Here is a 26,575-nt window from a genome sequence, read left to right on the forward strand (position 1 = left end):
ACACTTCGTGAACGTCGTACCTCCTCGCAATAACAAAAGTATAGTTATGTTTTTTAACCCACTTACTTATTCTACTCTGATGAAACTCAAAAAATATTTATGGATAATTGTTTTACCGATTACTGCATTGGGTATTATTCTTCCAGGTAAAACACAGCAAAATTCTTCAGAAAATATTTTATTTCAAACATCTACAATTGGCGCTCTAAGTATTGGTATTTATGATGGAAAAACTACATTCCAGGAATTAAAAAAACATGGTAATTTCGGCTTAGGAACAGTTAATTCCCTGGATGGGGAGATGGTTGGTTTAGATGGCAAATTTTACCAGATAAAATCTGATGGTGTTGCTGCTATTGTTCCAGATTCATTAAAAACGCCATTTGCTGTAGTCACCTTTTTTAGATCACAGAAATTGATTAATTTAAAAGAGTTGATTAATTATCAACAACTGCAACAATCCTTAGATCAACAATTACCGACAAAAAACTATCCCTATGCTATTCGCATTCAAGGTAATTTTCCTTACCTCAAATTTAGAAGTGTCCCCAAACAAAATCCACCCTATCCGCCTCTAGCAGATGCGGTGAAAAAACAGTCGGTTTTTGAGTTGAGAAATGTCAATGGCACTTTGGTGGGATTTCGGACGCCGTCTTATTTGCAAGGAGTCAATGTCAATGGCTATCATTTTCATTTCATCACTAGCGATCGCAAAACTGGAGGACATATCTTAGATGGACAATTCCAAAATGCTAAAGTAGAAATTGCACCCATATCAAATGTTGAGGTAAGTTTGCCTGAATCTGCCCAATTCAGCCAAGCTGATTTGGGAGATGGCAAATCTGCTGAAGTCAACAGAGTTGAACGTAAGTAAGTATACATTCATCACCAACAAAACCAGCCACTAAATATTCTTTGAATTCAAACCATGTCACTACCAGAAACTATTACAAACCCAACAAATACTCGGCCAACCGTAGCGATTGGTCATGTTAGACTAAACGTGAACAATGTACCACAGGCTAGCGATTTTTTCCTCAAGCTAGGATTAAGGTATATCACTCAATCTGAAGAGTTAGCTGTTTTGGAGTTACGAGGAGGTACACACTTAGTTTTAAGAAAAGCATCTGATACTATTATTAATGGTACAAACGCACCTTTTGATTTGATGGTGGATGATGTTTTTGCTACCAAAGATGCCTTGATTAATTTGGGATTGACAGTTTCTGAGATTGAAACTGGGAGAATCCACAGTTCTTTTACCTTGACTGGGCCGGATGGCTACCTGATCGCAGTGACTTCTTCACACACGGGTGGCAGAGAAGTATAAGAGCTTCTAAATTATATAAATAGTCTTGATCGTGACTGAGCATCTCGACTCACCTAGGCTGCGCTCAGTAAAAGTCCGCTCGGCACAAGTTGCTCGATGGAAAAGCAGCCGAAGTATCGTCTTTGACGATTATCAGTTATCAGATAAATGTACAGGTTAAATACGTCACATTTTAGTATGATGTATCACTAATCGTCTAATAAGAAATAAATATTTAATGCAAATCACTGCAAAATTCTCGTAAGATTAGTTTACATGGTTATTATCCGATGGTATTCACTACAGCGCACAAAGTCGCTGTTTTTTTTTGGAGGTACTAAACCGTAATTGGATTGCCTTAGCAAATCTTTTTCTCCTCATATGCAGCAATTACAGTGTTGGTCGTTTATCTAAAAACTGCTATATATCCTCGTATTGCTAATGCTGCCTTGACTAAGAGCAGTATTTATATCCGGCTGACCACATCAAACTTCACCAATGCCTCAACCCAAGCCAATTAAAATTTCTCAAGCGACTCGCTATCAAAATGCTGCGCTCAATTACTATTTGGAACTTACAGGTTCCCCTTATCTCCATTATGGGTATTGGGAGCCACTGCCCAGTTGCAGTGATGATTTGACTCTTGCACGGTTCCGCATCGCGCAGGAAGCTTATACAGCTAAACTTTTCACTTTCATTCCCGTGGGAACAAACACAGTACTTGATGTTGGCTGTGGTATTGGTGGCAATGCTGCTTATCTCAAAAAGCGTGGTTTCACAGTTGAAGGATTAGCACCTGATCCATTCCAACAAGAGATGTTTGTACAACGGACTCATGGTCAAATACCCTTCCATTTAACAAGATTTGAAGATTTCCCCCAAACTCACTCTTATGACTTGATTCTCTTCAGCGAAAGTAGCCAGTATATGGCGGCTGATGACATTGCTCAAGGGGCTGCACGTCTACTTAATGATGGTGGTTATCTACTACTTGCCGATATGATCCGGACTGATGCCAAATACTATGAGGGCATCTTCTCGAATTGTCATGTTGGTAGTGTGCTAAACGATGCTTTGACGCAGGCTGGGTTCAATTTAGTCAAATCTGAGGATATCTCAGCCCAAGCTGCACCGACGATTGACTTGGGTATTGCCAATTTCCGGACTTTTGGGTTGAGTACTATTAAATATCTTGGTGATCTTTTAGCGATCGCAGTTCCGCCTTTACATAAACTCTTGCGCTGGATGTTTAACCGCTGGGTGAAAAAGCTTGTTGTCGAAGGGTTAGAAGCACGCAAAATTTTTGACAAATATCTTTGTTATGAAATTCAGCTTTGGCAGTTGTCAGAAAAAGGAAAAAGGGCAGGGAGCAGGCTTGCCGTGAGCGTAGCCGAATGGGAGCAAGGGGAAGAACCCCATACTTAAAGCAGCCTCTCCGCAGGAGAAGGTTTTGCTAAGGATTTTTGGTATTCAAGCCAAAATGGCTACACACAGAAGGTAAATACCGATAATATCTAATCTTGGTTTACTGTTCAGAATACTAAGTTAACTTCCCTCCTGAATCCCCTGGAGGGATTTTTATTGCGAAACTCTCTCCCCTCACTAACGCCAGCCTAGGAGGCGCAACCCTGGCACAATTAGGTAATAACTAACTCCCAACCAGAAGCTCAGGAAAACACCCACAAAACCAAAGAAAGCCACAGGCAGGTATAATTCTATCCATTGGGGTTGACTGGAAAATTGAAATATGGTAGGCAGAAACCCCGAACGAATTAAGCCAGCAAAAAACATGGATGTACCGAAAGAAGCGATCGCCGCATAGACTAAATGATATCCGCGCAGACCTAAACTCAGGGTGAATAGAAACACTGTGAACAAAATAGAGATGACCAAACCTTCGTTGCTATTTTTAGGTGTGTTTAATAGTAAAATTAGCCAGCCTAATCCATAGCTGATTATTCCCATCAGTGAAGCCACCAGAAACCGTCGCCGTTGACCAAATACTCCAGCCACTGTTAGCCCCCATGCAGTTCCTAAGCCGGCGGCAGCAAACACGAGAATTTCTGCGCCTAAGACGGGTTGAGTATTGGGTACTAAGTCAGGTAGCTGACGAAAGATAAATTCGGCAACACGACTACCTAATATTGTGCGATATGCCAAAATAAAACCAGCAATTGTCCCTAGGCTCGCGCCCATACTAGTGAGAGTCATAGCCCAAATTGTGGCAAGACAGGCTAGCAAAAATTTAGCGATCGCTTTAATAATAAAAAGAGCAGTTGTGCCTATGGCTTGAGCAAATTCTGCTAAAGCTTTTTCCACAGCTTGCTGTAACGGCGTAAATTTAGCCCCTACTTGGCGAACAGCATCTTGAATTAGGGAAAATAACCCTGGCTTTAATGGGCCGCGAATAATTTTGGCTAACCGTTTTTGGATGATTGCTGCATTTGCTGGACGCGATCGCACATCTTCCTGTATCATTTCATCCAGCAAATCTGCAAACTGCGGATTCACACGAACTTCAGAACGCCAGTGCAATATTCCAGTTTGCGGATCAGCTAAATCTGGGGGACATTTACCCGTGAGTAATTCAATCATCGTCCGACCGAGGGCATAAAAATCAACGGTTGGTCCCACATAACCCCCAGTAACTTGCTCTGGGGGACTGTAGCCTGAAGTATATAACCTGGTTGAACTCGATTCAGAACGCCACATTGCACCACTAAATTGTTTTGCGCCGCCAAAATCAATTAGCACTAGCTGATCCCCAGCCATTCCCCCCGAAAGCATGGGTGTAGTTGGGGAAGTAGTACGCAACATTAAATTAGAAGGCTTAATATCTCGATGAATAATCTGACGCTTGTGCAATTCCTGCAAAATCTGCACAGCCTGGGAAAACCAGCTTAACACCAAATCCTCTGGACATCCTTGAGGATACTGTTTGCCGATTTCTTCTAGGGTTTGGCCATTGATTTTTTCCATCACCAAACAAGGTATTTGGCGCGGTTTGGGATTAGACAAATTGAGTTGAAAGTACCCGTCAGCATCCACGCGGGGAACACCAGGATCTTGCAGCCGACTTAAAACTGCTGCCTCTTGCGTAAACAATTCCAGTGCTTTCGGTGCATTTTCCACCAATACTTTCAGTACTTTCTCGGTTTGGGTTCTCTCATCCCAAACAGTATAAATTTGGGCAAATCCTCCTGCACCCAAGGTTTGGAGTGGAACATAGCGGTTTAGTAGCTGTAACGGTGCGCCACAGCTGTTGCAAAATTTGTTTCCCCAAGGTTGGGGATAGGGATATTCACAGTCAGGATTTATGCAGTGAACCGCAGTCTGAAGGATAGGGGACACAACCGCTACAGTACGAAGGCTGCCTCGATTTTAGCGTTTCTTCAGATGAAGAGATTTACATGCTGTAGGGGCAATTCCTGAATCATTGGTGTCAACTTAACGTGAAACCCTTGTCAAAACGTGATTTTGAATTAAATCACCTAGCATCAAGATCCGCGTCACCCCACCCCGGTTTTGTCTAAAGCCAAAACCTCCCCTCCCCTTGCCAAGGTGAGGGGTAAAACGTATGTCAGGTAAGCGTTGTAGCTCAATTTGACACGTATGTTCATGAATTGCCCCTACAGCGTAGACTTTTCCCTATTGCCTATTCCTTTTGTTCACGATTAATCCAAATACCTCTCAATCCAGCTGCTTTTGCTCCGTTATAGTCTTCTGTGACGCTGTCGCCAATGTGCCAAGCCGCCTCTGGTTGACAGTCATGTTTTTCTAAAGCCACGGTAAAAATTTGGGGATTGGGTTTAGCTACACCTACCTGGGTAGAAATTGTGATGGAGGTAAAAAAGTCCCTCAATCCCAAGCTTTGCAACACTGAATAAATCCGGGAATCGAAATTAGACACCACTCCCAACTCAATTCCTAAGCGCCGCCAGTTTACCAAAGCTGATAGCACATCAGGATAGACAAACCACGCTTGGGCAGTGCCAAAGTGGATATAGAGTTCACTAAAAAAAGCCGAAAAGTCTGAAAATTGCTTGATAACGCCAGCGCTTTCAAAGGTATTGAAGGCAATTTTCTGCCACCAATCAAACTCATGTTGGGGAATGTCTTGGTTGTCAGCGTCCGGAAATATCGGCGGTGGTGCTGCTTTAAAGCTTTGGATAAATTTTGTATTCAATATATCGGCTGAAACTTCAACGCCAAATTCCTGGGCTATCTGACGATAAACTTCGCCTACACTACCTTTGACGCCGATGAGTGTGCCTACAGCATCTAAAAAAATAACTTTCGGTCGTTCCATCAAACTTTTATGATTTTGAATCCTAGAGTTGAGATTTTTGCTTATCAGAAGCTCTCAGTGCGTTGTCATGATTACGCAACATCTGCTATCGAGAAAGCGTCTCTATAATAGGACGGACTAGCCAGTTAAAACCAACTTTTAGTTGATGATCTAGAGTTGGTAGCCGATACAGATAAGCAAGGCGACGGCCGACATAAGCCAAGGGTCCATCTAGTTTGATTCCTAAACCAGTTAAGGTAGCGTTGTCTATTCCTAGCGCTAACATTTCGCCTAACTTTTGGTAACGGAAGGGTAATAGAGGACGATTAGTCAGACTTGCCCAGATATTCCAAGCGGTATAATCAGCTTGTTGAAACGCAGCTTGGGCGGTGGCGGGGACTTGTTGTCCTTCTGCATCTAAAGTGTCTGCCAAATCTCCCAAGGCGAAAATTTCTGGATGGTCGAAAACTTGTAGAGTTGGTGTGGTGCTGATTTGACCCCGCTGATTTTGTTTGAGGGGTAGGGATTTAACGACAGAACTAACCCGCGTTCCCACTGTCCAAATTACCAAATCGACAGGAATCGTGTCTACTTGGTTTTTGTATTCTAGGGAGATTGTATCTGGCCCAATTGATTCAATTTTTGTGTCTAAATCAATAAATACATTGCGTGCATCTAAAGCTTTTTTTGCGGCTTCGCGGTTAAAATCTGGGGAAGTTCGCAAAATTTGGTCAGCAATATCTATGAGTCGGAAGCGTCCCCTGTCTTTGAGTCTGTCTGCTAACTTACAAGCTAATTCTACGCCGCTGTAACCAGCGCCAGCGATCGCCACCCGAATTTTATCAGCATCTGATGCTTCTAAGACCCTTAGGCGTTCTTCCAGACGGTAGGCGTCAGTGATAGTGCGGAATGGGTAAGCGTAGGATGTGGCACCAGCAACTAAATCTAGTGGTGTTTCTCCACCCAAAGCTAATACTAGGCGATCGTAGGCGAGTTCTGGCCCATCTTGTAACTGTACCAGCTGCTGAGTTGTATCAATTCCCGCCACAACTGCTTGATAAAAACGCACACCTGTGTTTGCTAAAAGTTCTGTAAAAGGTGGGGCAATTTCCCAGGTTTGCAGTTCCCCGGTGAGTAATTCGTAGAGTAAAGGAGAGAATAAGAAGCGATCGCTTTGATCTACCAGCACAATTTCGGGTTTTTGTGTAGATTCCCAATGCAACTGGCTTAAACGCAGGGCTGTGTAGAGGCCACCAAAGCCTCCACCAAGGATTACAATTCTACTAGTTTGTTGAGTCATCGTTTCTATGGGACAGTCAATCCCCGCAAGGCAACTTAATTTAAGTTTAATGATTTCTTGCCGTCTATGGGGAATAGGGAACTTGTACTGAGCGTACCCCTGCGGTGAAGCAAGCTACGTGTAGCGTCCCGCAGGGAAGTCGAAGTATGGGGCATGGGAAAAATACAGTTGTGTTTCACTACTTAATGAAAGATGCTTTATAAAAAGCGCAAACCGCCTTTCATTTAACAGTTGCATTAACTTAATTGCCACCTGAAGTAACAGTTTGATGATGGGTGGCGGGGTCTTCATTCAACACTTTTGACAGAGTATAGGAAACATATTTAATTTGTAAAAAATCTAAGTATTTGTAGGGTGGGCATTGCCCACCGAAACCTAGATATGGTGGGCAATGTCCACCCTACTGTAAAGCCAAGTAATTTCAGGAATTAAACCGGACTCCTATATCAATGATGCGATAATATTAATACTCATCGCTAAAATAGTAGTGTTAAAAAAGAATGACAAAATCCCATGCACTAAACTCAATCTCCTCATAGAAGATGATGTTGTTTGCACATCGGAAACTTGGCTAGTCATGCCGATAACAAAAGAATAATATAAAAATTCCCAGTAGTCTGGAGAATCATTATTAGGAAAATCTAGCCCCCTAATTATTTCTTCGCTATTACTAGTCTTTTGATAATAAATGTGTGCATATTGCAATGCAAACATTATATGCACCAATAACCAAGAACCCACAATTGTCATAATCGAAAGCATGACGTGTAGGATCAGCAGAATTGGTGTCAACCCTTTTTTATCATTGAGTAAAAATCCAATGGCTAAGACGCTAGCACAAGCTGCAGCAATTACTAGCATAAATATAGTCAAGCGTCCTTCGTGATCAGCCTGGGCATAACGACGAGTTTTTTCTGGGGTAGCCTGGGAAATTTTTAACCAAGCTAAGGCTAAGAAAAAATCAGCGCCTGAATTCCATGCACACAACAGACGAGTAGGTAAGTGCAGCCAAGGCGGAAGTATTATTGAGATAAAGACAGCAAAACCAAGCGCAATGATTAGCCTGGGACGAGGATCGAAGTTTTTAAATAAATTCAATTGCACAGGTAATTTGACACATGATTCTAACTATAGAACTACTATTTGATTTTTGAAATGCGTGTAGGGTGCGTTAGGATGAAATCCGTAACGCACCATGATCAAGGATTTGGTGCGTTACGCTGTCGCTAACGCACCCTACTCATAACTACTCATAACTAGTAGGGTGGGCAATGCCCACCGAAACCTGAATATGGTGCAATACAGTTCAGTTACAACAGTTTTTATGTATTCGCTCAGGTGATAGATACCCGACTTCTCAAAGAAGTCGGGTATCTGGGTATTATTACCAAATCACATAACCTTCCCATTTCTCTAACATCTTACCACTCACACCAGGAACTTTTTCTAAGTCTTGTGTAGATGTAAATTTTTGCTGCTGACGCAGCATAATTATCTTTTGGGCTAATTTTTTGCCTACACCAGGAAGAGATTCTAATTCTGCTTGAGTGGCAGTGTTGATATTTATTGGTTTGATTATTTTATTTTCACTTGACGAGGGAGTTTTTATCTGAGAACACTGTTGTTTTTCTGCTGTAACTTTTTGTTGTATTTTAGGTGGTAAACCCAAATTTACATGCTTGTAAAGACGTGAAAATTCGCGCACATAATGGGCGGCAACTGTGGGATTTTTAATCACGACAACTGTCTCATCATTGCCAGTATTGGCGGCATCTGACCAATTATGTGAACCTGCAATTACTGTTTGTCCATCAATTACAGCAAATTTATGATGGAGCAAATCTCCTTTGGGTAGGGTAGGTGTGCCCACACTACTAATCGGGTTTTGCCAAGGCTTATTATCTAGTTCATATTTACATTTATTACTAAGAGCAACCCCCATCATATCTAGGGCTTCGCTATAATTACGAAAGATAAATTGTGGTTCAATTAAAGCGCGGACTACTACATTTTGTTGATGGCGATTTTCTAGAATGTTAGCAAGGCGCTGTTCAGAAAATACAAACAATGCCATGTCAACAGATTTAGTAGATGACTCTAAAGTTTTGCCAATTAAACCATTACTGCTATTACTCCAAGGTTGAGTGGGGGAAGTGGGCGAAAACTGGACGGTGATTGAGCTTTCACCTAAATTAATTGTTTTTGGTAAACGCGGCGGTTTTTTGATGCCAAATCGACTATCTGGTTTACCTGCTGGTCCATCACCCCACATAATGTTAAATTCTTCTGTGAATAAAGATGCTAATTCTGGGCTGTCAATCTGTAATAAATTATTGGCATTGCCTAAACTGCTGGAATTACTAAAATCGCCGAAAATATCACTCAATGTGAAATTCGCAGAAGTTACAATGAGAATTTTATTGTCTACAATCACAAATTTATGATGCATCAAACTGCTACCGTCTGAGCCATCTGCTGTGTCATCTAACCAAGCAATTTTGGCATTTTGGAGCATCGCTAGCGCATCTTTTTGATTAACTTCTTCTGGGCTGAGTTTTTTATCCTGATTGGTGTCTACAAATTTGAGAAATTCTTGATATCGTTCCTGTTCTCTTTTATCTAACTGACGCACTTCATGAGGTGATAAGCTACTCCAAGGACGGCTATAAATATTTTCTAAAATTACTCTGACTTTTACCCCAGCTTTTTGTTTAGCTATAAGTGCTTGAGCAATTTTGGGTAAACGTAATTCTTGTACTGCTACATCTACTGTGAATTTAGCTTGAGAAATAGCGTCAATAATTTGTTGTTCTAAGTTATCTCCCAAACGTGTTTGCTGTCGGTAAGGTTCGGTAAACTCTACAGATTCGCTATGGTTAAAGTTAACTTTCACGAATGTGTCTTGTGGTAGAGGTGCTAGACGGCGATTATAAGACTGGACTCGTTGACAAGCACTGAGGGGAAATATCAGTACAAAGATATAAAATAAATACCTTTGGCTAGGAATAAGTTGCACTGTAATCTGCTAAAAATAAATTGGGGGTGAACACATTTATAGTTCCCAAAATAACCTGTAAATATGTGTGTAGAAACGGAGCAAAAATTTCACCCATACACGCGAAATTATGGAGATTTTTTCAGAATTTGACAACTTAAATCTCCGGCGAAAACATCAGCAGCCTTTTACCATACTCAGTACTGAGTGCTGAGTCCTGAGTGCTGAGTAAATTAACGGGTACTCAGTACTTTTGCACTTGGTAAATGCCCCGCCCGATGTTAAGCGGAATCTTTTAATACAGGAGTTGGTTGATACCCCACCCCTCGTGGGTGGTCTTTTTAACTCAGCACTCAGCACTCGGAACTCAGCACTCTTCATTAGCGTGTGTCATCACTATTATTGGTCGTATGCAAATATATCTAGATTACAGTGCTACTACTCCCCCTCGCTCAGAAGCGATCGCTCTTCTGCAAACAGTCCTCACTCAACAGTGGGGAAACCCTTCTAGTTTGCATGAGTGGGGAAACCGAGCGGCAACAATTGTAGAACAAGCCAGAATCCAAGTGGCAGGATTAATTAACGCCCCGGTTCCCGAATCGATAATTTTTACCTCTGGTGGCACAGAGGCAGATAATCTGGCAATTATGGGTGTTGCTCGGTTGTATTCCGCGCCTCAACACATGATTATTTCTAGCGTTGAACATTCCGCAATTTATGAACCAATACGATCGCTAGAAAGATGGGGGTGGGAGGTGACGCGCCTGGGTGTGGATGGTAAAGGCAGAGTCAATCCCCTAGATTTACAAGCTGCATTACGAGATAATACTGTGTTAGTCTCTGTGATTTACGGTCAAAGCGAAGTTGGCACAGTACAACCGATCGCCGAACTAGGAAATATTGCCCGCACTCATGGCGTATTGTTTCATACAGATGCAGTGCAAGCAGCAGGACGATTACCGATTGATGTGCAACAATTGCCTGTAGATTTATTGAGTCTTTCTAGTCATAAATTATATGGGCCGCAAGGTGCAGGGGCGCTATATGTGCGTTCTGGAGTAGAATTATGGCCTCTGCTGGGTGGTGGTGGACAAGAAATGGGATTGCGTTCGGGTACGCAAGCAGTACCGATAATTGCTGGTTTTGGTGTAGCAGCAGAGTTAGCAGCGCAAGAAATGGCGCAAGAAACACCAAGATTGATTGCGTTACGCGATCGCGCCTTTGCCCAATTAGCTGACGTTCCTGGTTTAATTCCTACAGGCGATCGCTACCATCGTTTACCGCACCATGTCAGTTTTTCTCTAGCATCCGCCGATGGAGAAAAACTCAGTGGTAAAACTTTAGTGCGACACATGAATTTAGCTGGTATTGGCATTAGCGCCGGCTCGGCCTGTCACAGTGGTAAACTTAGCCCCAGTCCCATACTCTTAGCAATGGGTTATTCAGAACAAGCCGCCTTGGGTGGAATTCGCCTGACTCTGGGGCGTGACACTACTGAAGCCGATGTCGATTGGACAGCGATGGTGTTAAAGCAAGTTTTGCAACGGCTGATACCAGATTTATCGCCAGCTACGAAGTGACATTTTTAGCTTAAACAAAAAAACACTAAAATCATTATAATGCGACGAGACTCGATATTTTACAAACTGTTTCCACAATCCCCCAGTTCACTCTTTGAATTATTGACAAATCCTCCAACAAATGCAGATGCTTACAGATTTGATTCAGTAGCTGTCTTGGAAAAATTTCTGAGGAAATGCGCCTTCAAGTTTCCAGTTTACCTTTACCTGTTCTCGAAGATTGGAGCGAAGCACTGTTAGATTTTACCAGTTTGGCTGATTTACAGGTTTGGTTAGCAGCCCGATAAATTCAAATACTGGTTGTCACGAAAATGCATTCACAAATTTAGCATCACTAAGCTGTTTTAAAAAACCGAATGATTTCGCGGACATGATCGAGAAATTGCCCATCGGTGGAAAGTTGAGCGATCGCATTTCTCGCTTCCCTCGCCAAGCGTTCATGTTCAGTTTGATTTGTCGCGCGTAATTCTTCTAAGTTAGCAGCAATCCGGGCTAAATCTCGGCGAGTTTCTTCACTAAAACGTTGTTGATTCGCGGGGATTGAGTAGTCCCTTTCTGGATCGAGTTGTTCTTCTAAACGTTGAACTTTTTGTTCAAATTCGGAGAAACGATTGCGGAGTTCAACAATATCTTCGCGGGGATACTTCCATTCTTGGCGAATCATCGTTAGCCGTGTGTATAAATATTCATAGGCACGGATTGCAGGACGTAAGATAGTTAATAACAAAGCAGCACCGGAACTGATGTATCCTACGGTACTAATACCAGTAGCAGCCAGAGTATAAAGACCGATCGCTGAAAATAAGTGTAAAGCCACAGCAACCCAGAGCGATCGCTTGGCTAAAACACTAACATATTTTAGTTGTTTCCCATCTACCGGAATTCCTTTTTCTGCCGATTGTGCAGCTTCTGCTAAGACTTCTTTAGCCTGAAAATGGACATTCCAAGGTACAGTGACAATCACCAACAACCACCAAAAACTAGCACCACCAATTATCCAGTCGAGGAAGTTACCAGAAGGGATGTGTAACCATTGCAGTATGCCAAAAGCCACCAGCACCAACACCATAATTGAGCCAATGGAACTGATGAAGAAGTTAAAATACATTTTGTCCTGTCTCCAGTGAAATCATTACCGAAGAAGAATTCAGAATACAGGAGTCAGAATCCAGCATAGATAGGAGTGTGACTAGTGGTTTGTCAATTTTGTTTTGAGGGGTTTTTGGTAGTGCGGGCCGAAAAGCCCGCGTGAGCGAGACGCTCACACTACAGTCCCTCATTTCAACCCTGACAGACTACTAGTACAGTGCGGCGGAAATAAGCAGACCATTCTCAATCGCTAAAAAGCTTACTCCATATTACTTTTGACTTTTGACTTCCGCCTTTTGACTTCCGCCTTGCGGTACTAGATGTCGAATCAAGGTTGACTGCTGGGCTGTTTTGAATTCTGTCTTCTGTTTCCTTCTTATCCCGATCATGATTGTACTGGGCAGTTATACGGAACGCAGTGTGATGGTTTGTGTTTTTGCACACAGCGGCTATAAGATAAGATAGCTACGCCAAACTGCTTGATTATCCTTGCTATTCTTGTCTGGTAGCAGTAAGCGCCAAGATTTACCTTCTCGCTGAATTTGCAGATAAATCTCAAATTGCTGTTGCAGTTGCGTCAACTGTCGCTCTGGTAACTTAATAATTAAGTCATAGGTTCCCCGCACACGGAAAGCTGGTAAATTTTCCACAGTCAGAGGTTGTTCTTGGCTAATTGATAGCCGTTTGATTTCCAAACCTTGAAAATCCAGATCCAGCTTTTGGTTGAGTTGCTGCTGGGTTTGTTCTAGCTGGAGTGCGATCGCCTTTTGCACTAACTGGCTAGTCGGTAGCAGTCCAATAGTGCCACAAGCCGTCAATAGCACCAGTAAAATCGCTGTCAACACTAGCCGCATCATGTTACTCAATACATCCTTACTCTTAAGCGATAGTATAACGGTAGATAGATTTCTTTCACAGTTAACTGATAACTGTTCACTGATAACTGATTTAACATGCCAAAACAGACTATCGGTCTTGATGACCAACTCTACAATTATTTGCTCTCAGTTTCACTGCGGGAACCAGAGATTCTCCAGAAATTGCGTCAAGAAACAGCCAGCCATCCTAGAAGTGGGATGCAGATATCGCCTGAACAAGGGCAATTTTTAGCGCTGCTAATCCAGTTAATTGGAGCCAAGAAAACCCTAGAAGTAGGCGTATTCACAGGTTATAGCTCCACTGTCGTCGCCTTAGCGTTACCTGCGGATGGTAAGATTATCGCGGCTGATGTGAGTGAAGAATTTACAGCGATCGCCCGGCGCTATTGGCAGCTAGCAGGTGTAGCCGATAAAATCGATTTGCGATTAGCACCGGGTTTAGAAACTTTAGATCACCTATTGGCAACTGGACAAGCCGAAACATTCGACTTTGCCTTTATCGATGCCGATAAAGAAAATTATGATGGATATTACGAGCGAGCATTACAATTAGTGCGTCCAGGAGGCTTAATTGCCATTGATAATGTTTTGTGGTCTGGACGAGTTGCTGATCCCCAAATTCAAGATGAAAGTACCCAAATTATCCGTGCGCTCAACGAAAAATTACACCACGATCAACGAGTAACCCTCTCCCTTGTACCAATCGCCGATGGACTCACCTTAGCCATCAAAAGACCTTAGTATTTTGTAATGTAGACTGCTCCATAATTTCCCATTGAATTGCATACATTAATATTAAAAGTACCGCCCATAGCAAACAAAGGGTAATGGATATAACCAACAATCCATTACCCTTTGTCATAACTAGGACTCTTGTAAAAGTCCTAATTTTCGTATTCTTCTTTGCGTCTACCCTGTGGGTTCCGCTTGCGGTATGCGCCTAAGCCGCTCGGCGTCTATGCGTGAGCTAATCACACTATATTCAACAACGCCAAAATATTTATGCAAGAAATCTATTGCATCAGTATTAGAAATTGTAACCAACTCCTAAAGTTAAACCGACACTAGTTTCATCAAAAAAGGCTGCATTCACAGCACCTGTAGCTGTAAATCGAGAACCTAAAGGAACGTCCACACCACCAGTTAACAACAAAGCCAGATCCGTTTCATTTGTAGTATCAATAGCTACGCCAGCACCGACAAAAGGAGCGATGGGGAACCTACGTCCAGCAGCTTCAGCAGAGGTTTGTGGGGCAAAATCCAAAGTTACTGGTACTAGAATTAAGGTATTATCCCCAAAAATTGCCGAGGGGCGCACCGATATATTACGTGTCAGTCCGATTTTACTGATCACCGAGAAGTTTCCTACACTCAAAGCATTAGTACCAAGTAGACCAATGTTACCACCTACCCCTATATAGCTAGGGCCACCCAAGGTAGTTCTACCTGGTGTAACCTCACCAGTAGTGTTTCCTGGATTAGTTCCCCCTGGTGATAGCTGACCAATCACATTAGGTGGTATCAGGACTTGGTTAATTGCATGAATTACGCCATTACTAGCTTGGACATTCGCCTGGATAACTGTGGCATCATTGACTGAAATTTGATTACCAGCTTGATCAACCTTAATATTTACGGGTGTGTCCTCAATCGTTTTTATTTGCCCATTTGTCAGTTGACTAGCAGTTAGTTGACCAGGAAGCACATGATATCTCAAAATTTTGATCAATATCTCTCTATTTTCTGGTTGCTCTAACTTTTGCAGAGTCCCTGCAGGTAAAGCAGCAAATGCTTGATCAGTGGGAGCAAAAACTGTATAAGGGCCTGCTTGTTGTAAAGTATCTGTTAAACCTGCTGTCTTTAATAAAGAAGTCAGAGTTGTAAAAGAATTACTAGATGCAGCTAAGGAAACAATATCAGTTCCAGTGGGAGTAGTGCCAGCTGTTCTCCCCACAATATAATTTGTAGCTGCAACATTGCTAGCTAGGGGTTGTAACTGTCCCTGTTTCACTAAAGCTTGATATAAAATTGCTGCTGCTTCCGCACGAGTTAGCGGTGTCAGCGGATTGAGTTGTTGAACATTGGGATAGTTGACAACAATATTAGCTTGTGTTGCCGCAGCGACATTATTAACGGCGTAGCTGGGGATAGCTGAAGCATCTGTGTAGTAAGTACTGAGAACATTAGATGCAGCATCGCTAGTAGTCAAACGCAAGCCACTTGTTAAAGCTACGATCGCCTCTACTTTAGGAATTTGTTGATTTGGTCGAAACACATTCCCAGGGTATCCAGATAGAAACCCAGTTTCATAAGCTTTCTGAATTGCAGCAGCCGCCCAGTAGTTAGCCGGAACGTCACTAAAGCCACCCGCACTTAATTGTCGAACCGGGTTTTGGTTAAAAGCTTTTTGAATTAATACTGCAAATTCAGCGCGAGTCACAGGCTGATTCGGCCTAAAAGTTCCATCAGGAAAGCCAGTGACTACACTTCTGCTAGCTAAGGCTTGAATAAATGGACTCGCCCAATAATCTGAACTTACATCAGACAAAGTGGCTGTAGAAGTCGGCACTTGGGCGATACTGGGAACAGTGTTTTGAGATGAAGCTGGCGCAGAAATGAAAACTGCAGTAATTGTCGTTGCTGCAATTCCCAGTGCTAGCAAAGTACTTCTAACTGATGATCGACGAAACGAACTACCCATAAAAATATACTCCTCAAAAAGTAAAACTATTTCTCAGATTCATCGATTGAATTTTGGAAAACCCTGTATGCCTAATTGATTAGACATAACTATTTAGCTAACTTGCGTATTTCTTGACCTCCGTCATGAAGATTGGGCATTTCTCAGCCTACTCACAGTTCTGAGAAAGGCTAAACACATTAAGATTAAGCAGCATGAGTTTAGTATTAATAACAGAAAATTTGTCATTACCACACAGATACTATTCTCTACCCCTTGCATTAATCCAACAACTAGCTAAAGGCTGGAATTCTCAGAAAATTTCTCAGTCTTTAGATAGTTGTCTCCGATAATAAATTGCCATTTTCCAGCCTGGAATTAGGTGATATCTGGTGACAAGCCCCTAGGCGTTTATCACTGGTAGATTTAGTGAATGATTGATTTTTGATGTGTGATTAAAAAACATGAAATAGATTTTATTTACACCATTCAGAAAATCTTTTTATAAAAAATATTAGTTGTAATTGATAAATAACAAAATTTATCCAGATATTTGGCTATAAAATACTTGTAATAAAAGCACTATTAAGTATTGGCGATCGCTACTCTTATAAATGCTGAGATACTGAGTAGCCAATCATCACAAATCGCTCTCTATCTCCACTTTTTGCCTATCTTTTCTAGATTCACAAGCTATTTATAAAGTGATGATAAAGTTTTTGTAAAACCTATGATAAATGCTTGGACAAATCAAGGCAGTTATACTTACAATTCATAGCGCAATCTAATAAAAGTTCATCGGTAACAATATGAGTACCATAATTAAAAAAGTACAGAATCAATTTCTGAGAAATATTTATAACATGCCATTTTGGCAACATCAGGCTGAACTTGAATATCAGACAGCAGTGGCACAACATATTCCAAATTTACCTGTACTTTCGACTACTGATATGAATTTAGTCGAGACAATCAAAAATGAAGGAGTTGCAATTACTTCATTGGCAGATTTAGAAATTGCATCCACTCCTGATATGTTCCAGTCAGCAAAAAACCTGATGCCTAAAATCCCACCGAGTATTACTGGCAATAAAAACGAATTTGTCGTTCACGCCAGTTCACAGCAAATAATGGAGCATCCAGAGATTTTTTTATGGGGTATAGAACCACGTTTAATCAATATAGTGGAGACTTATCTTGGATTACCAGTAGCCTATCATGGAGCGTATTTCCGTAGAGATATCGCTAATCAAGTCGAGCGCAAATCAAGGCTGTGGCATATAGATAAAGAAGATAGAAAAGTACTGAAAATTTTTATCTATTTACATGACATGACTGAAGACACTGGACCTTTTCAATATATTTCACAGTCTGTGACTACAACAGTTGCTGATACTCTTAAATATAATCATGGCTATATCCAAGACGCCACAATGCAGAAGTTTATATCACCTCCACACTGTCAATCTTGTCTTGGTTCTGCTGGCACTGTGGTTTTTGCTGCCACCGGCAGTATTTTTCATAGAGGAAAGCCACCTGTAGCCAGAGATAGATTTACTATCTTTTTTGACTACACTTCGACAAGACAAAAGCTATCATCTTATCGCACATTATCTCTACCAGAGGATGATTTAATTTTGATATCACAGAATCTTGCGGAACAGCAAAGAAAGTGTTTATTTTGGCAATAACTTATTATCCTAATATCAACTCAGCTACTAATTTGTATGTCAAGGGTCAAGAGTCAAGGGTCAAGAGTTATTAATTATTTTTCCCCCATCTCTCTCATCCCTTTCGTCAAGATGGGAAAATTAAACGCCTCATAGCTTAATTCAGTCCTAACTGTTGCTTTAAGACTGCTGGGAGATTAATTGCTTTATCCAATCCTTGGACATCTTGCCAGTTTGTATCTTCGTCCCAGTGTATAGCTTTGAAGAATTCATCTCCGAGATTGGCATCGCTGAGGTTAGCACGACTGAGGTTAGCGCGGCTGAGGTTATCACCACTCAGGTTGGCACTACTAAGGTTAGCATCACTGAGGTTGGCGCGTTTGAGGTTAGCACGGCTGAGGTTAGCACGGTTGAGGTTAGCGTCGCTGAGGTCCGCGCCACTCAAATCTGCACCACTGAGGTCTGCACCGCTAAGGTTGGCGCGGCTGAGGTCTGCACGGCTGAAGTTCGCACCACTGAGGTTGGCGCGATTCAGATTAGCGCGGCTGAGGTAAACGCCATTGAGGTTGGCGCGGCTAAGGTTTGCAGTGCTGAGGTCTGCACCACTCAGATTAGCGCCACTGAGGTTAGCGCGACTGAAATTAGTACCGCTTAAATTAGCACGGCTAAGATTAGCGACACTGAGGTTAGCGCCACTGAGATTAGCACGGCTAAAGTTACCACCACTCAGGTCTGCATCACTGAGGTTAGCGTGGCTGAGATTAGCAAGGCTGAGGTCTGCATCGCTAAGATTAGCGCCACTCAAGTCTGCACCGCCCAGAAACTGACCAACTACACTATTAAAATTCCCCCGCTGAATGCAGTTACTATAATTAATAATCCGCAGTAATTGGTCTGTCCAAGACAATGCACCTGTGGGTTGACCAGATGGATAGAAAGTTATTTGTTGTGAGAATGCAACTTTTTCTTGAGCATAACGGTGCAATTCCAAAAGCAAAATCATCACATTCAACCCAGCATAAATATCAACCTGACGTTGACCAAACCGGATTTCATGCCTTTGTAATTGCTGTGCTTTGATTTGGGGCAAATTTATCGTAAATGAATCGATAAATTCTCCATTGCACCAGCGAATATAAAAATCTTGCAATCGTTGAAATAGTTGCAAAGGTCTAAATGCATGACTTTCTTTGAGCAACTCCATGAGATATCCCACAATTTCTGGCGTTAATCCTCCATAACCAAGCAGATCATAAATTTGCTCATCCATCTGCTGAGTTGCTAAATTAAACTCTCTACCTCTACTGCCTGGTTGTGTCCAGTCTTCGATATTTTCTATGAGTTTAACAGCACATAAAAATTCGCTAAAACTTTTGTGGGTAAATTCTACTGAACCTTCTTTGCTATTAGCAGATTGCTTGAGATAAAAAGTGGCTAATACTTGTCTCAGGGGATGGTCATCTTGGCTATTTCTCGCTTTCTCAATTAAAGCCTGAGCGCTTTTATGATCCTTCAAGCGTTCTTCAATCATTGCAACTGGAGCAACTTGTCCACCAGACTGAATTACACATAAACCAGCTTGTTTGAGGATTTGTTGTAAATCATCAGTCTCCAGTTCTGCTATTTGATGATTGAGAGATGCTGGACGTTGTTTTGTCAGCACCCAATCTAATGACTTTTGATAAATCTGAATTTTTGCTTTAGTAGTTTGGGCATCATTAAACATATCTATATTTATTTCGCCATCCCGATGCATTGCTGCTAATAAATACAGCAATAGAGGTTCTTGTGATAATTGCCGCACTCGTTCTGGACAGTGTTTATTTTGCAAAAACTGCTGAAATTCTGTAGTTTTATCTGCACCAACTAAATTTGACCACTTATGAAACCACTGCTGTTGAACTTCATTATCCATCAGCTGAATTTCCACACGGTCTAAATTTCCTGGCATGAGGCGTTCAATACCTTGCAACGCCAAAGTCCTGCCAGTAATTAAAATTTGATGACCTTTTTCTGAAGTCTGCTGACACAGTTCTTGAAATGCTGCTACTTGCCTGAGAAAATCTTTTAAACTTTCACTAGTTTTAGATTCTAATAGTAATTCATCAAAGCCATCAAGCAAGAATAAAAATCGGGTATTTTTATCAATCAACCAACCGCGATCGCTTGTAGCAAAACTCCTGTCTACTGCGGCTTTCAGAGTATCTTCAAAGTTATTTTCAAATATTTTAATATCACGCAAGCGAATCAAAATTGGTGTCCATACTGGATGTAAATTGCGGTTTACCCAAGCAGCAAACATCCGACAAAAAACGCTTTTACCTTTGCCTGGGCCAGCTTGGATAAACATCACTTGGCGCTGTTTATGAGGAATTTCGTCATTTAAAATTTTTTCTGCCCAAGTTTTTAAGTCAAAGGCTTCCCATTTTTCATAACCATCAGCATCTACTTCTCTAGCTTTTAGTGGTACATAAATATCTGTAAAACAAAATTGTTCATCAAAAACTTTTTCCCTCGGTTGTTGAGCAATATATTCTTGCAGATATTTATCGATGCTGTGAAACTTTTCCTCTTCTTGTCGCCAGTTACCAAAAGCTGGTCGAGGCAGATTTTTGAGGATATCCCTGGAATCTATGCGGGCGGGAATGATGTAGCGATAAGTATTCCAAGCTATGCGCTGTGTTAAGCGATTAATGGAACTTTGGTGAAATCTGGTAGATTGCAGCCGTACTGATAATACTTGGTTAAATGCTGCTGCTAATTTCGATTCATGGAAACAAAGAAGAACATCGATAAAATCTTGATAGTCTAATTCCAACTCACCGAGTTTTTGCAGTTGTTTTTTGACTGCTTCAGCAACATTGTGATTAGCATCCCAATTAACATTTGCATATAAAGATAAAATTTCCTTGACACTTTCTAAATAAGCTGCTTGACTAACTATAAAGACAAAATCTTCTAAAGCTAAGTCTTGCTCCTGGATTTCGCTAGCTAGTTTCAATAAAGCAGTGCCAGTTGGCACAAATGGCAACCCTGTACTAACCACTTGGGCGATCGGTAAGCACAATACATCTAATAATGAAGATGAATTTTGTAACAGGGGTTTTAAGGCTTCTATGCTGGCACCTTGTTCTTTCAAGGTTACGGCCGCTACTAAAACTGCCTTACCTGGCTTGATTGTTGTGTTCAAACTCTCTTCCACAGAGAATAATTCCTGAAACTGATTCCAGATTTGCGATAGACGCTTTTTCATGCTTTGCCGACCGTACAATTACTGACATTTTAGAGCCTACCGTAAAATAGTCCTTTTGCACGAATATTTAGCAAGCTGAAAACTCTGCTGGGTAAAGCTATTTTTTGCAGCCTTATCTGATCGTTGCATCAAAGATGATGTGAGCGATCGCACATCCCGCATGTTAAACAATCTTAACTGTGATAGCGGTTATCGTCTGAGTCCAATACACTCATAAGGTCACGGCAGTACCCCTACACACGACGATATAATTTTGTATTGCATCCAACTGATAACCGCTATAACTGTTAACTGATTTAACTCAACCCCAGTTGTTCTTTTAATGCTTCTGGCACATTCAATGCCGTCTCTAATCCCCGCACTCCTTCCCATTGCTGCTTCTCACCCCAAGTCATTTCTTCTAGGTTGGCATCACTCACATCAGCACCGCCAAGAATAGCGCAGCTAAGGTTGGTATGACTGAGGTCAGCACCATTGAGCAGGGCACCGCTGAGATTGCTACCACTGAGGTTAGCTCTGTTCAGGTTAGCATAGCTGAGGTCAGTGCCAAAGAGTATTGCATCACTAAGGTCAGCATCGCTAAGGTCGGCTTCACTTAGCAGTACTCCACTGAGGTCGGCATCGTTGAGAATCACCCCACTGAGGTCTACACCGCTGAGGTCAGCACCCAAGAACATTGCGCCGTTGAGTCTGGCATAGTTGAGTTTTGCGCCGTTAAGTTTTGCGTAGCTGAGGTCAGCGGCGATGAGAATGGCATCACTGAGGTTAGTACTGAACAGAATTGTGTCGCTGAGGTTAGTACCGTTAAGGATAGCCTTACTCATATCAGCACCACTCAGGTCGGCGCGGCAAAGGTCAGCATGGCTCAAATTCACACCACTGAGGTTGGCATCACTGAGGTTAGCACCAAACAGGTGAGTGTGACTGAGATCAGCACTGCTGAGATTGGCGTCCTTAAGATTAGCACTGCTGAGGTCAGCACTATTCAGGTTGGTGCTGCTAAGGTCGGCGCTGCTAAGGTCGGCGCTGCTAAGGTTGGTGCGATTGAGGTCAGTATTAGTGAGGTTAGCACCGCTAAGGTTGGCACTGCTGAGGTCAGCGTGGCTGAGGTTGGCATTGCTAAGGTTGGCACCGCTGAGGTTAGCATCACCAAGGTTTGCCCCAGAAAGGTTGGCACCGCTGAAGTTGACACCTGTGAGATTAGCATCTCCTAGGTAAGCACCGCTGAGGTTAGCACCGCTGAAATTGGCACCTGTTAAGTTAGCATCCCCTAGATAAGCACCCCTAAAGTTGCCGCCTCTCAGAAATTCCCCGACTATGCTGCTAAAATTGCCAATTTCAATAGCATCGCTGTAGTGAATAACGCGGAGTAGTTGGGATGTGAAGAAACTTTCTGTGTCTGGTTGAGAGGATGGATAGAAGTTAATCTGTGGCTGGAGTTCATTTTGCTGTTGAGCATAGCGGTGTAACTCCAAGAGTAAAATTAGTACGTTAAGACCTGTATATATATCTACTTGTCTTAGTCCCATGACAATACCTTGTGCTGCCATGTGAAGCATTTTTTTCTGAGGTAAATTATCACTAGGTGGAGCATCCAGAAATTCGCCTTGACACCAGCGGCGATAAAAATCTTCTAAGGATTGGAATAGCTGCACTGGACGAAATTTTTTACTCTTAGTCAGCAAGTCCATTACTTGAGCAACGATTTCAGTTGTCAGCGCACCATTGCCTAGGACATCATAAATCTCTTGATGCAGTTGGCGATGCTTCTTTGTATTTAGCCGGTGTGCATCTACGCTGATGATAGGTTGCATCTCGCTTGTATTCAACGTCAACCCATGACTGGGTTTTGTCCATTCTTCTAAGCTTTTTTGCAGTCGTTGTGGCAATAAAGATGCCAGCAAATGTTCTTGAGAAGTCTGAAGACTTTTATCTGGCTCGGGAATAATTTTTCTTAGAGGTAAAACTGCTTCGGCTTCTGGAGATGTTTTGTGTGACATCTCTTCTGGTCCTGTACCCCTGAAGTAATTTCTCAAAAGCTGCCAAACTTGAGATAATTGTGCCATTTTAGTATCCGATAATACTGCTCAGTTACTTATGCAATAGAGCTACTCTGAAAATTTTTCTTTACCTAAGTAGCTTCTCAGCGACAGAAAAGGTTTGTATAATATGTAACTTATGATTGGACAAAAATAGGTTAGTATTCGCTAAACTATAGCAGTCTTGCACTTTATTGCTGTGTAAAAAGAAAGCGTCGGCTGGAAAAGTTTTTGATTTTTCAGTAAATTCATCAGTTTTGCCCAAATTGTTGTATTTTTTTCCCAGCAACTTTACTAGTCTGATGTAAGAATAATACGTACTGTTTGCTACAGATGCAATTGTTAGCAAAAATACTACAGCAAAACAGTGCAATCAAGCTAAACAATGGTGATAATAATTAAACTGAAAAGTTTATTGCTGGATATCAGGCAGCTAAGAAGATTTTCCGGTTGCCTCGTTTATCTGAGCGTCAGGCAGCTTGACTTGGCAAAAATGACAAATTAATTAGTTTTTCGTTGTCAGGGGTAGATTTAGATGAATAAATTAACTTTTTATGTGTTCTTGTTGCAAGGGTTGTTTTTAGGAATAGCAACTGCTAGCGCCAAGGCACAGTCTGTAAACGCGGTTGATAGCAATTTACGTACCAGCCAAAAGACAGATATGGTTCATGTGGGTACGGCTGCTGCACAACTCGTCTTTGAACCAGCGCCACGTCACTCTATTGCCGGACTGAAGCCAGAGCGAGTTTGGGTACTCAATCAGAATCAACAGGTACAACGCCAAGCTTTTAATTGGGTAGTTCAAGACGCTAAACAGGCGGGACAGCAACCATTTTTGCAAGCAGAAAAACCCCCGACTAAGCCAAATGATAAGCCCAAGCCTGGTGTCAAACCACCCAAGAAAGATGATTTAGAAGCATTCGCTGAAGTAGTTAAAGACACAGAAAAATCAGAGGGGTTGTTTACCCTTTATCGCCAGAAAGAAAAGAATAAAATTTATTTAGAAATTCAACCCGATCAGCTGAATAAAAATTACCTGGCTACGTCAACCCTGGAATCGGGTATTGGTGAACAGGGTATTTACAGCGGTATGCCTTTGCAAGATTTTCTATTCTATTTCAAACGGGTGGAAAATAACTTACAATTTGTTGTCCGCAATGTTAATTTTCGTACCAGAGAAGGCGATCCACAAGTGCGATCGCTGGCCCGTTCATTTAGTGACTCTGTACTTTACACTATTCCCATCAAAAGCATTCACACCGAGCGCAAAACTATCTTAATTGACTTGGGTGATTTGCTACTCACAGACTTGGCGGGCTTATCTTTGAGTTTAGGTATGGGTTCAGGCACAGACCAGTCTTCTTTTGGTAGTGCTAAGGCTTTTCCCCAAAACTTAGAAATTGAGTCAATTTTGAATTTCACTGGTGGTAGTAGCAGTCGTGAGAGTGAGATGCCGAGTTTTGCGACCTTACCTGATGGACGTGGTTTTACTCTGCGTGTCCACTACAGTCTGTCGCAACTTCCCACCAATAGTTATCAACCCCGCTTGGCTGATGAGCGTGTTGGTTATTTTATCACTGCTTACCAAGATTTGACCAAGGACGACAAGGGCGATCCTTTTGTCCGCTATATCAATCGCTGGAATTTAGAAAAACAAGACCCAAAAGCGGCAATATCTCCACCGAAAAAACCGATTGTCTTCTGGATTGATAATGCTGTGCCTTATGAGTACCGCGACTCTATTAAAGAAGGCGTATTGATGTGGAACAAGGCTTTTCTGAAGGTGGGTTTCAAAGATGCGATCGAAGTCCGCCAAATGCCGGATGATGCTAAATGGGACCCAGCAGATATCCGCTACAACACGATTCGCTGGATTAACACGGTAGATGGTTTTTTTGCGATGGGCCCATCTCGTGTCAATCCCTTGACTGGGGAAATTTTGGATGCAGATATTCTAGTGGATGCGAGCTTTGTGCGTGTCCTCAAAAGTGAATACCGCCAAATTGTACAACCCAGCAACATCCAAACCCGCACTTCTTTGTCAGCTTTGATGCAAAATAACGCCCTTTGCAGCAACGGCCAGCCACAGTCAAAGGAAAAGCCGTTGTTAAGCCGTTTAGCGAAATTGGCAGGTGAATATGATGTCTGCTATGGGATGGAAGCTGCTAACCAGTTTGCTTTGGGTTCTCTGGCGGTATCGCTTTTGCAAGACACTACCGCCACTCCGGATCAATTGAAAGAATATATTCATCAACAATTACGTTTAATCATCGCTCATGAAGTTGGACATACCCTTGGTTTACGTCACAATTTCCGTGGTAGCACCTTGCTAGCGCCAAAGGAGATGAACAATAAGGAAATCACCAACAGCAGAGGTTTAACTACGTCGGTGATGGATTATATTCCGCCAAATATTGCGCCTCAAGGCACGAAGCAGGGAGATTATTTTCCTAGTGCGATCGGGCCTTATGATGAATGGGCAATTAAATATGGGTATACATCAACTCAAGCTACAACACCTGTAGCTGAAAAATCTGTTTTGGCAGAAATTGCTGGACAATCTGACAAGCCTGAGTTTAGTTATTCTACAGATGAGGATAGGTATGACCTCGACCCCACTGCTAATGCCTGGGATAATAGTAATGATGTGCTGCTTTATTCACAGTGGCAGTTAGATAATTCACGTCTGATGTGGGATCGTCTCAATAAGCGTTACCCAACAGAGGGCGAGAGTTACAGCGATGTTAGCAATCGATTTAGCACTATCTTAGGTAACTATTTTCAAAATATTTTCTACACTACAAAATACATTGGGGGACAGTCTTTCTACCGAGTCCAGGTTGGTAATGTGTCATCTAGTAAACCTAGTAGCCAACGTCGATTACCATTTGAACCAGTGCCTGTGGAACAGCAACGACAGGCTTTAAAGACGTTACAAAAGTATGTGTTTGCGGAAGATGCGCTGAACTTCTCACCAGAACTGCTGAATAAATTAGCACCTTCTCGTTGGCGACATTGGGGTAGTTATCCTTTGATTGGTCGTTTAGATTATCCGATTCATGATTTGGTATTATTGTTGCAGAGTGCAGTGTTGCGGGATTTGCTTTCCAGCGATCGCCTCACCCGTCTCAAGGATATCGAACTCAAAAGTCAATCAGAAAAAGCACTGAGTATGCCTGAGCTATTTGATACTTTACAGAATGGCATATGGACAGAAGTCGTCAATCCAAAAAGCAAATCGCTGAAAATTTCCAGCCTGCGGCGTGGCTTACAGCGGGAATATCTGGATATCTTGACGGCGATGGTGTTAAGGAAAGAAGCTGTGCCAGAAGATGCGCGGACACTGGCTTGGTATAAAATACGGCAACTACGCGACAAACTAGCGTCAGTTAATTCTACCGATGAATATACTAAAGCGCATTTACTAGAAACACGCGATCGCATTGAGAAAATCTTGAATGCCCCTTTACCAGGGAATTAGTGGGTATCAGCAT

General features: G+C 42.1%; 18 protein-coding genes and 1 pseudogene. 9 read left to right on the top strand and 10 right to left on the bottom strand.

Translation table 11 applies throughout. The features are described from left to right. The first annotated feature begins 46 nt into the window (after positions 1-46). The 3 genes from budA (at position 47) to CAL7507_RS02700 (ending at position 2,734) form a co-directional block, all read left to right on the top strand. Entirely contained in the window at positions 47-874 is an 828-nt protein-coding gene (gene budA, locus CAL7507_RS02690; protein WP_236556857.1) for an acetolactate decarboxylase, read from the top strand. A 54-nt stretch (positions 875-928) separates the two neighbouring features. Further along, on the top strand, positions 929-1,330 hold the full coding sequence (locus tag CAL7507_RS02695; protein WP_015126880.1) for a VOC family protein: 402 nt from the start codon (positions 929-931) through the stop codon (positions 1,328-1,330). Positions 1,331-1,807: 477 nt separating this feature from the next. Continuing rightward, positions 1,808-2,734 carry a class I SAM-dependent methyltransferase gene (locus CAL7507_RS02700; RefSeq protein WP_015126881.1) on the top strand — a complete coding sequence of 309 codons (927 nt, stop codon included), beginning with the start codon at positions 1,808-1,810 and terminating at the stop codon, positions 2,732-2,734. Positions 2,735-2,911: 177 nt separating this feature from the next. Here CAL7507_RS02700 and CAL7507_RS02705 read toward each other — a convergent pair whose 3' ends face one another. The 5 genes from CAL7507_RS02705 to CAL7507_RS02725 form a co-directional block, all read right to left on the bottom strand. Next, on the bottom strand, positions 2,912-4,660 hold the full coding sequence (locus CAL7507_RS02705; protein ID WP_015126882.1) for a serine/threonine-protein kinase: 1,749 nt from the start codon (positions 4,658-4,660) through the stop codon (positions 2,912-2,914). A 304-nt stretch (positions 4,661-4,964) separates the two neighbouring features. Continuing rightward, complete coding sequence (locus CAL7507_RS02710; RefSeq protein ID WP_015126883.1) at positions 4,965-5,618, bottom strand: HAD family hydrolase; 654 nt, start codon at positions 5,616-5,618, stop codon at positions 4,965-4,967. A gap of 85 nt (positions 5,619-5,703) precedes the next feature. Continuing rightward, a complete protein-coding gene (locus CAL7507_RS02715; RefSeq protein ID WP_015126884.1) occupies positions 5,704-6,897 on the bottom strand; it encodes an NAD(P)/FAD-dependent oxidoreductase in 1,194 nt (397 codons plus the stop codon). 441 nt (positions 6,898-7,338) lie between these two features. Further along, the gene (locus CAL7507_RS02720) at positions 7,339-8,001 is read right to left on the bottom strand and encodes a DUF1345 domain-containing protein (RefSeq protein WP_015126885.1); all 663 of its coding nucleotides are present in this window, start codon (positions 7,999-8,001) and stop codon (positions 7,339-7,341) included. A gap of 280 nt (positions 8,002-8,281) precedes the next feature. Continuing rightward, positions 8,282-9,913: a DUF655 domain-containing protein gene (locus CAL7507_RS02725; RefSeq protein ID WP_015126886.1), complete on the bottom strand. Its 1,632-nt coding sequence runs from the start codon at positions 9,911-9,913 to the stop codon at positions 8,282-8,284. Positions 9,914-10,302: 389 nt separating this feature from the next. Between CAL7507_RS02725 and CAL7507_RS02730 the strand changes: the two genes are divergently transcribed. From CAL7507_RS02730 to CAL7507_RS30435, 3 genes and pseudogenes are all read left to right on the top strand, one after another. Next, the gene (locus CAL7507_RS02730) at positions 10,303-11,472 is read left to right on the top strand and encodes a cysteine desulfurase family protein (RefSeq protein ID WP_015126888.1); all 1,170 of its coding nucleotides are present in this window, start codon (positions 10,303-10,305) and stop codon (positions 11,470-11,472) included. A 39-nt stretch (positions 11,473-11,511) separates the two neighbouring features. After that, positions 11,512-11,634, top strand: a pseudogene (locus tag CAL7507_RS30430) (DUF2887 domain-containing protein); the annotation flags it as partial. A 14-nt stretch (positions 11,635-11,648) separates the two neighbouring features. Beyond that, positions 11,649-11,759: a DUF4351 domain-containing protein gene (locus CAL7507_RS30435; protein WP_083862863.1), complete on the top strand. Its 111-nt coding sequence runs from the start codon at positions 11,649-11,651 to the stop codon at positions 11,757-11,759. Positions 11,760-11,806: 47 nt separating this feature from the next. Here CAL7507_RS30435 and CAL7507_RS02735 read toward each other — a convergent pair whose 3' ends face one another. Continuing rightward, positions 11,807-12,580: a hypothetical protein gene (locus CAL7507_RS02735; RefSeq protein ID WP_015126889.1), complete on the bottom strand. Its 774-nt coding sequence runs from the start codon at positions 12,578-12,580 to the stop codon at positions 11,807-11,809. A 430-nt stretch (positions 12,581-13,010) separates the two neighbouring features. Further along, the gene (locus CAL7507_RS02740) at positions 13,011-13,418 is read right to left on the bottom strand and encodes a hypothetical protein (protein ID WP_042341158.1); all 408 of its coding nucleotides are present in this window, start codon (positions 13,416-13,418) and stop codon (positions 13,011-13,013) included. 96 nt (positions 13,419-13,514) lie between these two features. Here CAL7507_RS02740 and CAL7507_RS02745 point away from each other — a divergent pair, with 96 nt between their 5' ends. Continuing rightward, complete coding sequence (locus CAL7507_RS02745; protein WP_015126891.1) at positions 13,515-14,180, top strand: class I SAM-dependent methyltransferase; 666 nt, start codon at positions 13,515-13,517, stop codon at positions 14,178-14,180. A 286-nt stretch (positions 14,181-14,466) separates the two neighbouring features. On the opposite strand, the gene CAL7507_RS02750 is transcribed toward CAL7507_RS02745, so the two are convergent. Beyond that, complete coding sequence (locus CAL7507_RS02750) at positions 14,467-16,140, bottom strand: fasciclin domain-containing protein (RefSeq protein ID WP_015126893.1); 1,674 nt, start codon at positions 16,138-16,140, stop codon at positions 14,467-14,469. A gap of 788 nt (positions 16,141-16,928) precedes the next feature. On the opposite strand from CAL7507_RS02750, the gene CAL7507_RS02755 reads away from it, so the two are divergent. Then, the gene (locus CAL7507_RS02755; protein ID WP_015126894.1) at positions 16,929-17,810 is read left to right on the top strand and encodes a hypothetical protein; all 882 of its coding nucleotides are present in this window, start codon (positions 16,929-16,931) and stop codon (positions 17,808-17,810) included. 136 nt (positions 17,811-17,946) lie between these two features. On the opposite strand, the gene CAL7507_RS02760 is transcribed toward CAL7507_RS02755, so the two are convergent. After that, positions 17,947-21,042 (bottom strand): pentapeptide repeat-containing protein, encoded by a 3,096-nt coding sequence (locus tag CAL7507_RS02760; RefSeq protein WP_015126895.1) that lies wholly within the window; start codon positions 21,040-21,042, stop codon positions 17,947-17,949. A gap of 296 nt (positions 21,043-21,338) precedes the next feature. Further along, positions 21,339-23,108: a pentapeptide repeat-containing protein gene (locus CAL7507_RS02765; protein WP_015126896.1), complete on the bottom strand. Its 1,770-nt coding sequence runs from the start codon at positions 23,106-23,108 to the stop codon at positions 21,339-21,341. 508 nt (positions 23,109-23,616) lie between these two features. Between CAL7507_RS02765 and CAL7507_RS02770 the strand changes: the two genes are divergently transcribed. Continuing rightward, on the top strand, positions 23,617-26,562 hold the full coding sequence (locus CAL7507_RS02770; RefSeq protein ID WP_015126897.1) for a zinc-dependent metalloprotease: 2,946 nt from the start codon (positions 23,617-23,619) through the stop codon (positions 26,560-26,562). The last annotated feature ends 13 nt before the right edge of the window (positions 26,563-26,575 follow it).

Origin of the sequence: Calothrix sp. PCC 7507 (genome assembly GCF_000316575.1) — a bacterium.
Lineage (GTDB): Bacteria > Cyanobacteriota > Cyanobacteriia > Cyanobacteriales > Nostocaceae > Fortiea.

Bases quoted from the DNA above. Each gene is read 5' to 3' on its own strand.
- CAL7507_RS02755 (WP_015126894.1), top strand. From the start codon at position 16,929: ATGAGTACCATAATTAAAAAAGTACAGAATCAATTTCTGAGAAATATT.
- CAL7507_RS30435 (WP_083862863.1), top strand. From the start codon at position 11,649: ATGCGCCTTCAAGTTTCCAGTTTACCTTTACCTGTTCTCGAAGATTGG.
- CAL7507_RS02710 (WP_015126883.1), bottom strand. From the start codon at position 5,618: ATGGAACGACCGAAAGTTATTTTTTTAGATGCTGTAGGCACACTCATC.
- CAL7507_RS02760 (WP_015126895.1), bottom strand. From the start codon at position 21,042: ATGAAAAAGCGTCTATCGCAAATCTGGAATCAGTTTCAGGAATTATTC.
- CAL7507_RS02700 (WP_015126881.1), top strand. From the start codon at position 1,808: ATGCCTCAACCCAAGCCAATTAAAATTTCTCAAGCGACTCGCTATCAA.
- CAL7507_RS02750 (WP_015126893.1), bottom strand. From the start codon at position 16,140: ATGGGTAGTTCGTTTCGTCGATCATCAGTTAGAAGTACTTTGCTAGCA.
- budA (WP_236556857.1), top strand. From the start codon at position 47: ATGTTTTTTAACCCACTTACTTATTCTACTCTGATGAAACTCAAAAAA.
- CAL7507_RS02745 (WP_015126891.1), top strand. From the start codon at position 13,515: ATGCCAAAACAGACTATCGGTCTTGATGACCAACTCTACAATTATTTG.
- CAL7507_RS02740 (WP_042341158.1), bottom strand. From the start codon at position 13,418: ATGATGCGGCTAGTGTTGACAGCGATTTTACTGGTGCTATTGACGGCT.
- CAL7507_RS02735 (WP_015126889.1), bottom strand. From the start codon at position 12,580: ATGTATTTTAACTTCTTCATCAGTTCCATTGGCTCAATTATGGTGTTG.
- CAL7507_RS02765 (WP_015126896.1), bottom strand. From the start codon at position 23,108: ATGGCACAATTATCTCAAGTTTGGCAGCTTTTGAGAAATTACTTCAGG.
- CAL7507_RS02730 (WP_015126888.1), top strand. From the start codon at position 10,303: ATGCAAATATATCTAGATTACAGTGCTACTACTCCCCCTCGCTCAGAA.
- CAL7507_RS02770 (WP_015126897.1), top strand. From the start codon at position 23,617: ATGAATAAATTAACTTTTTATGTGTTCTTGTTGCAAGGGTTGTTTTTA.
- CAL7507_RS02695 (WP_015126880.1), top strand. From the start codon at position 929: ATGTCACTACCAGAAACTATTACAAACCCAACAAATACTCGGCCAACC.
- CAL7507_RS02715 (WP_015126884.1), bottom strand. From the start codon at position 6,897: ATGACTCAACAAACTAGTAGAATTGTAATCCTTGGTGGAGGCTTTGGT.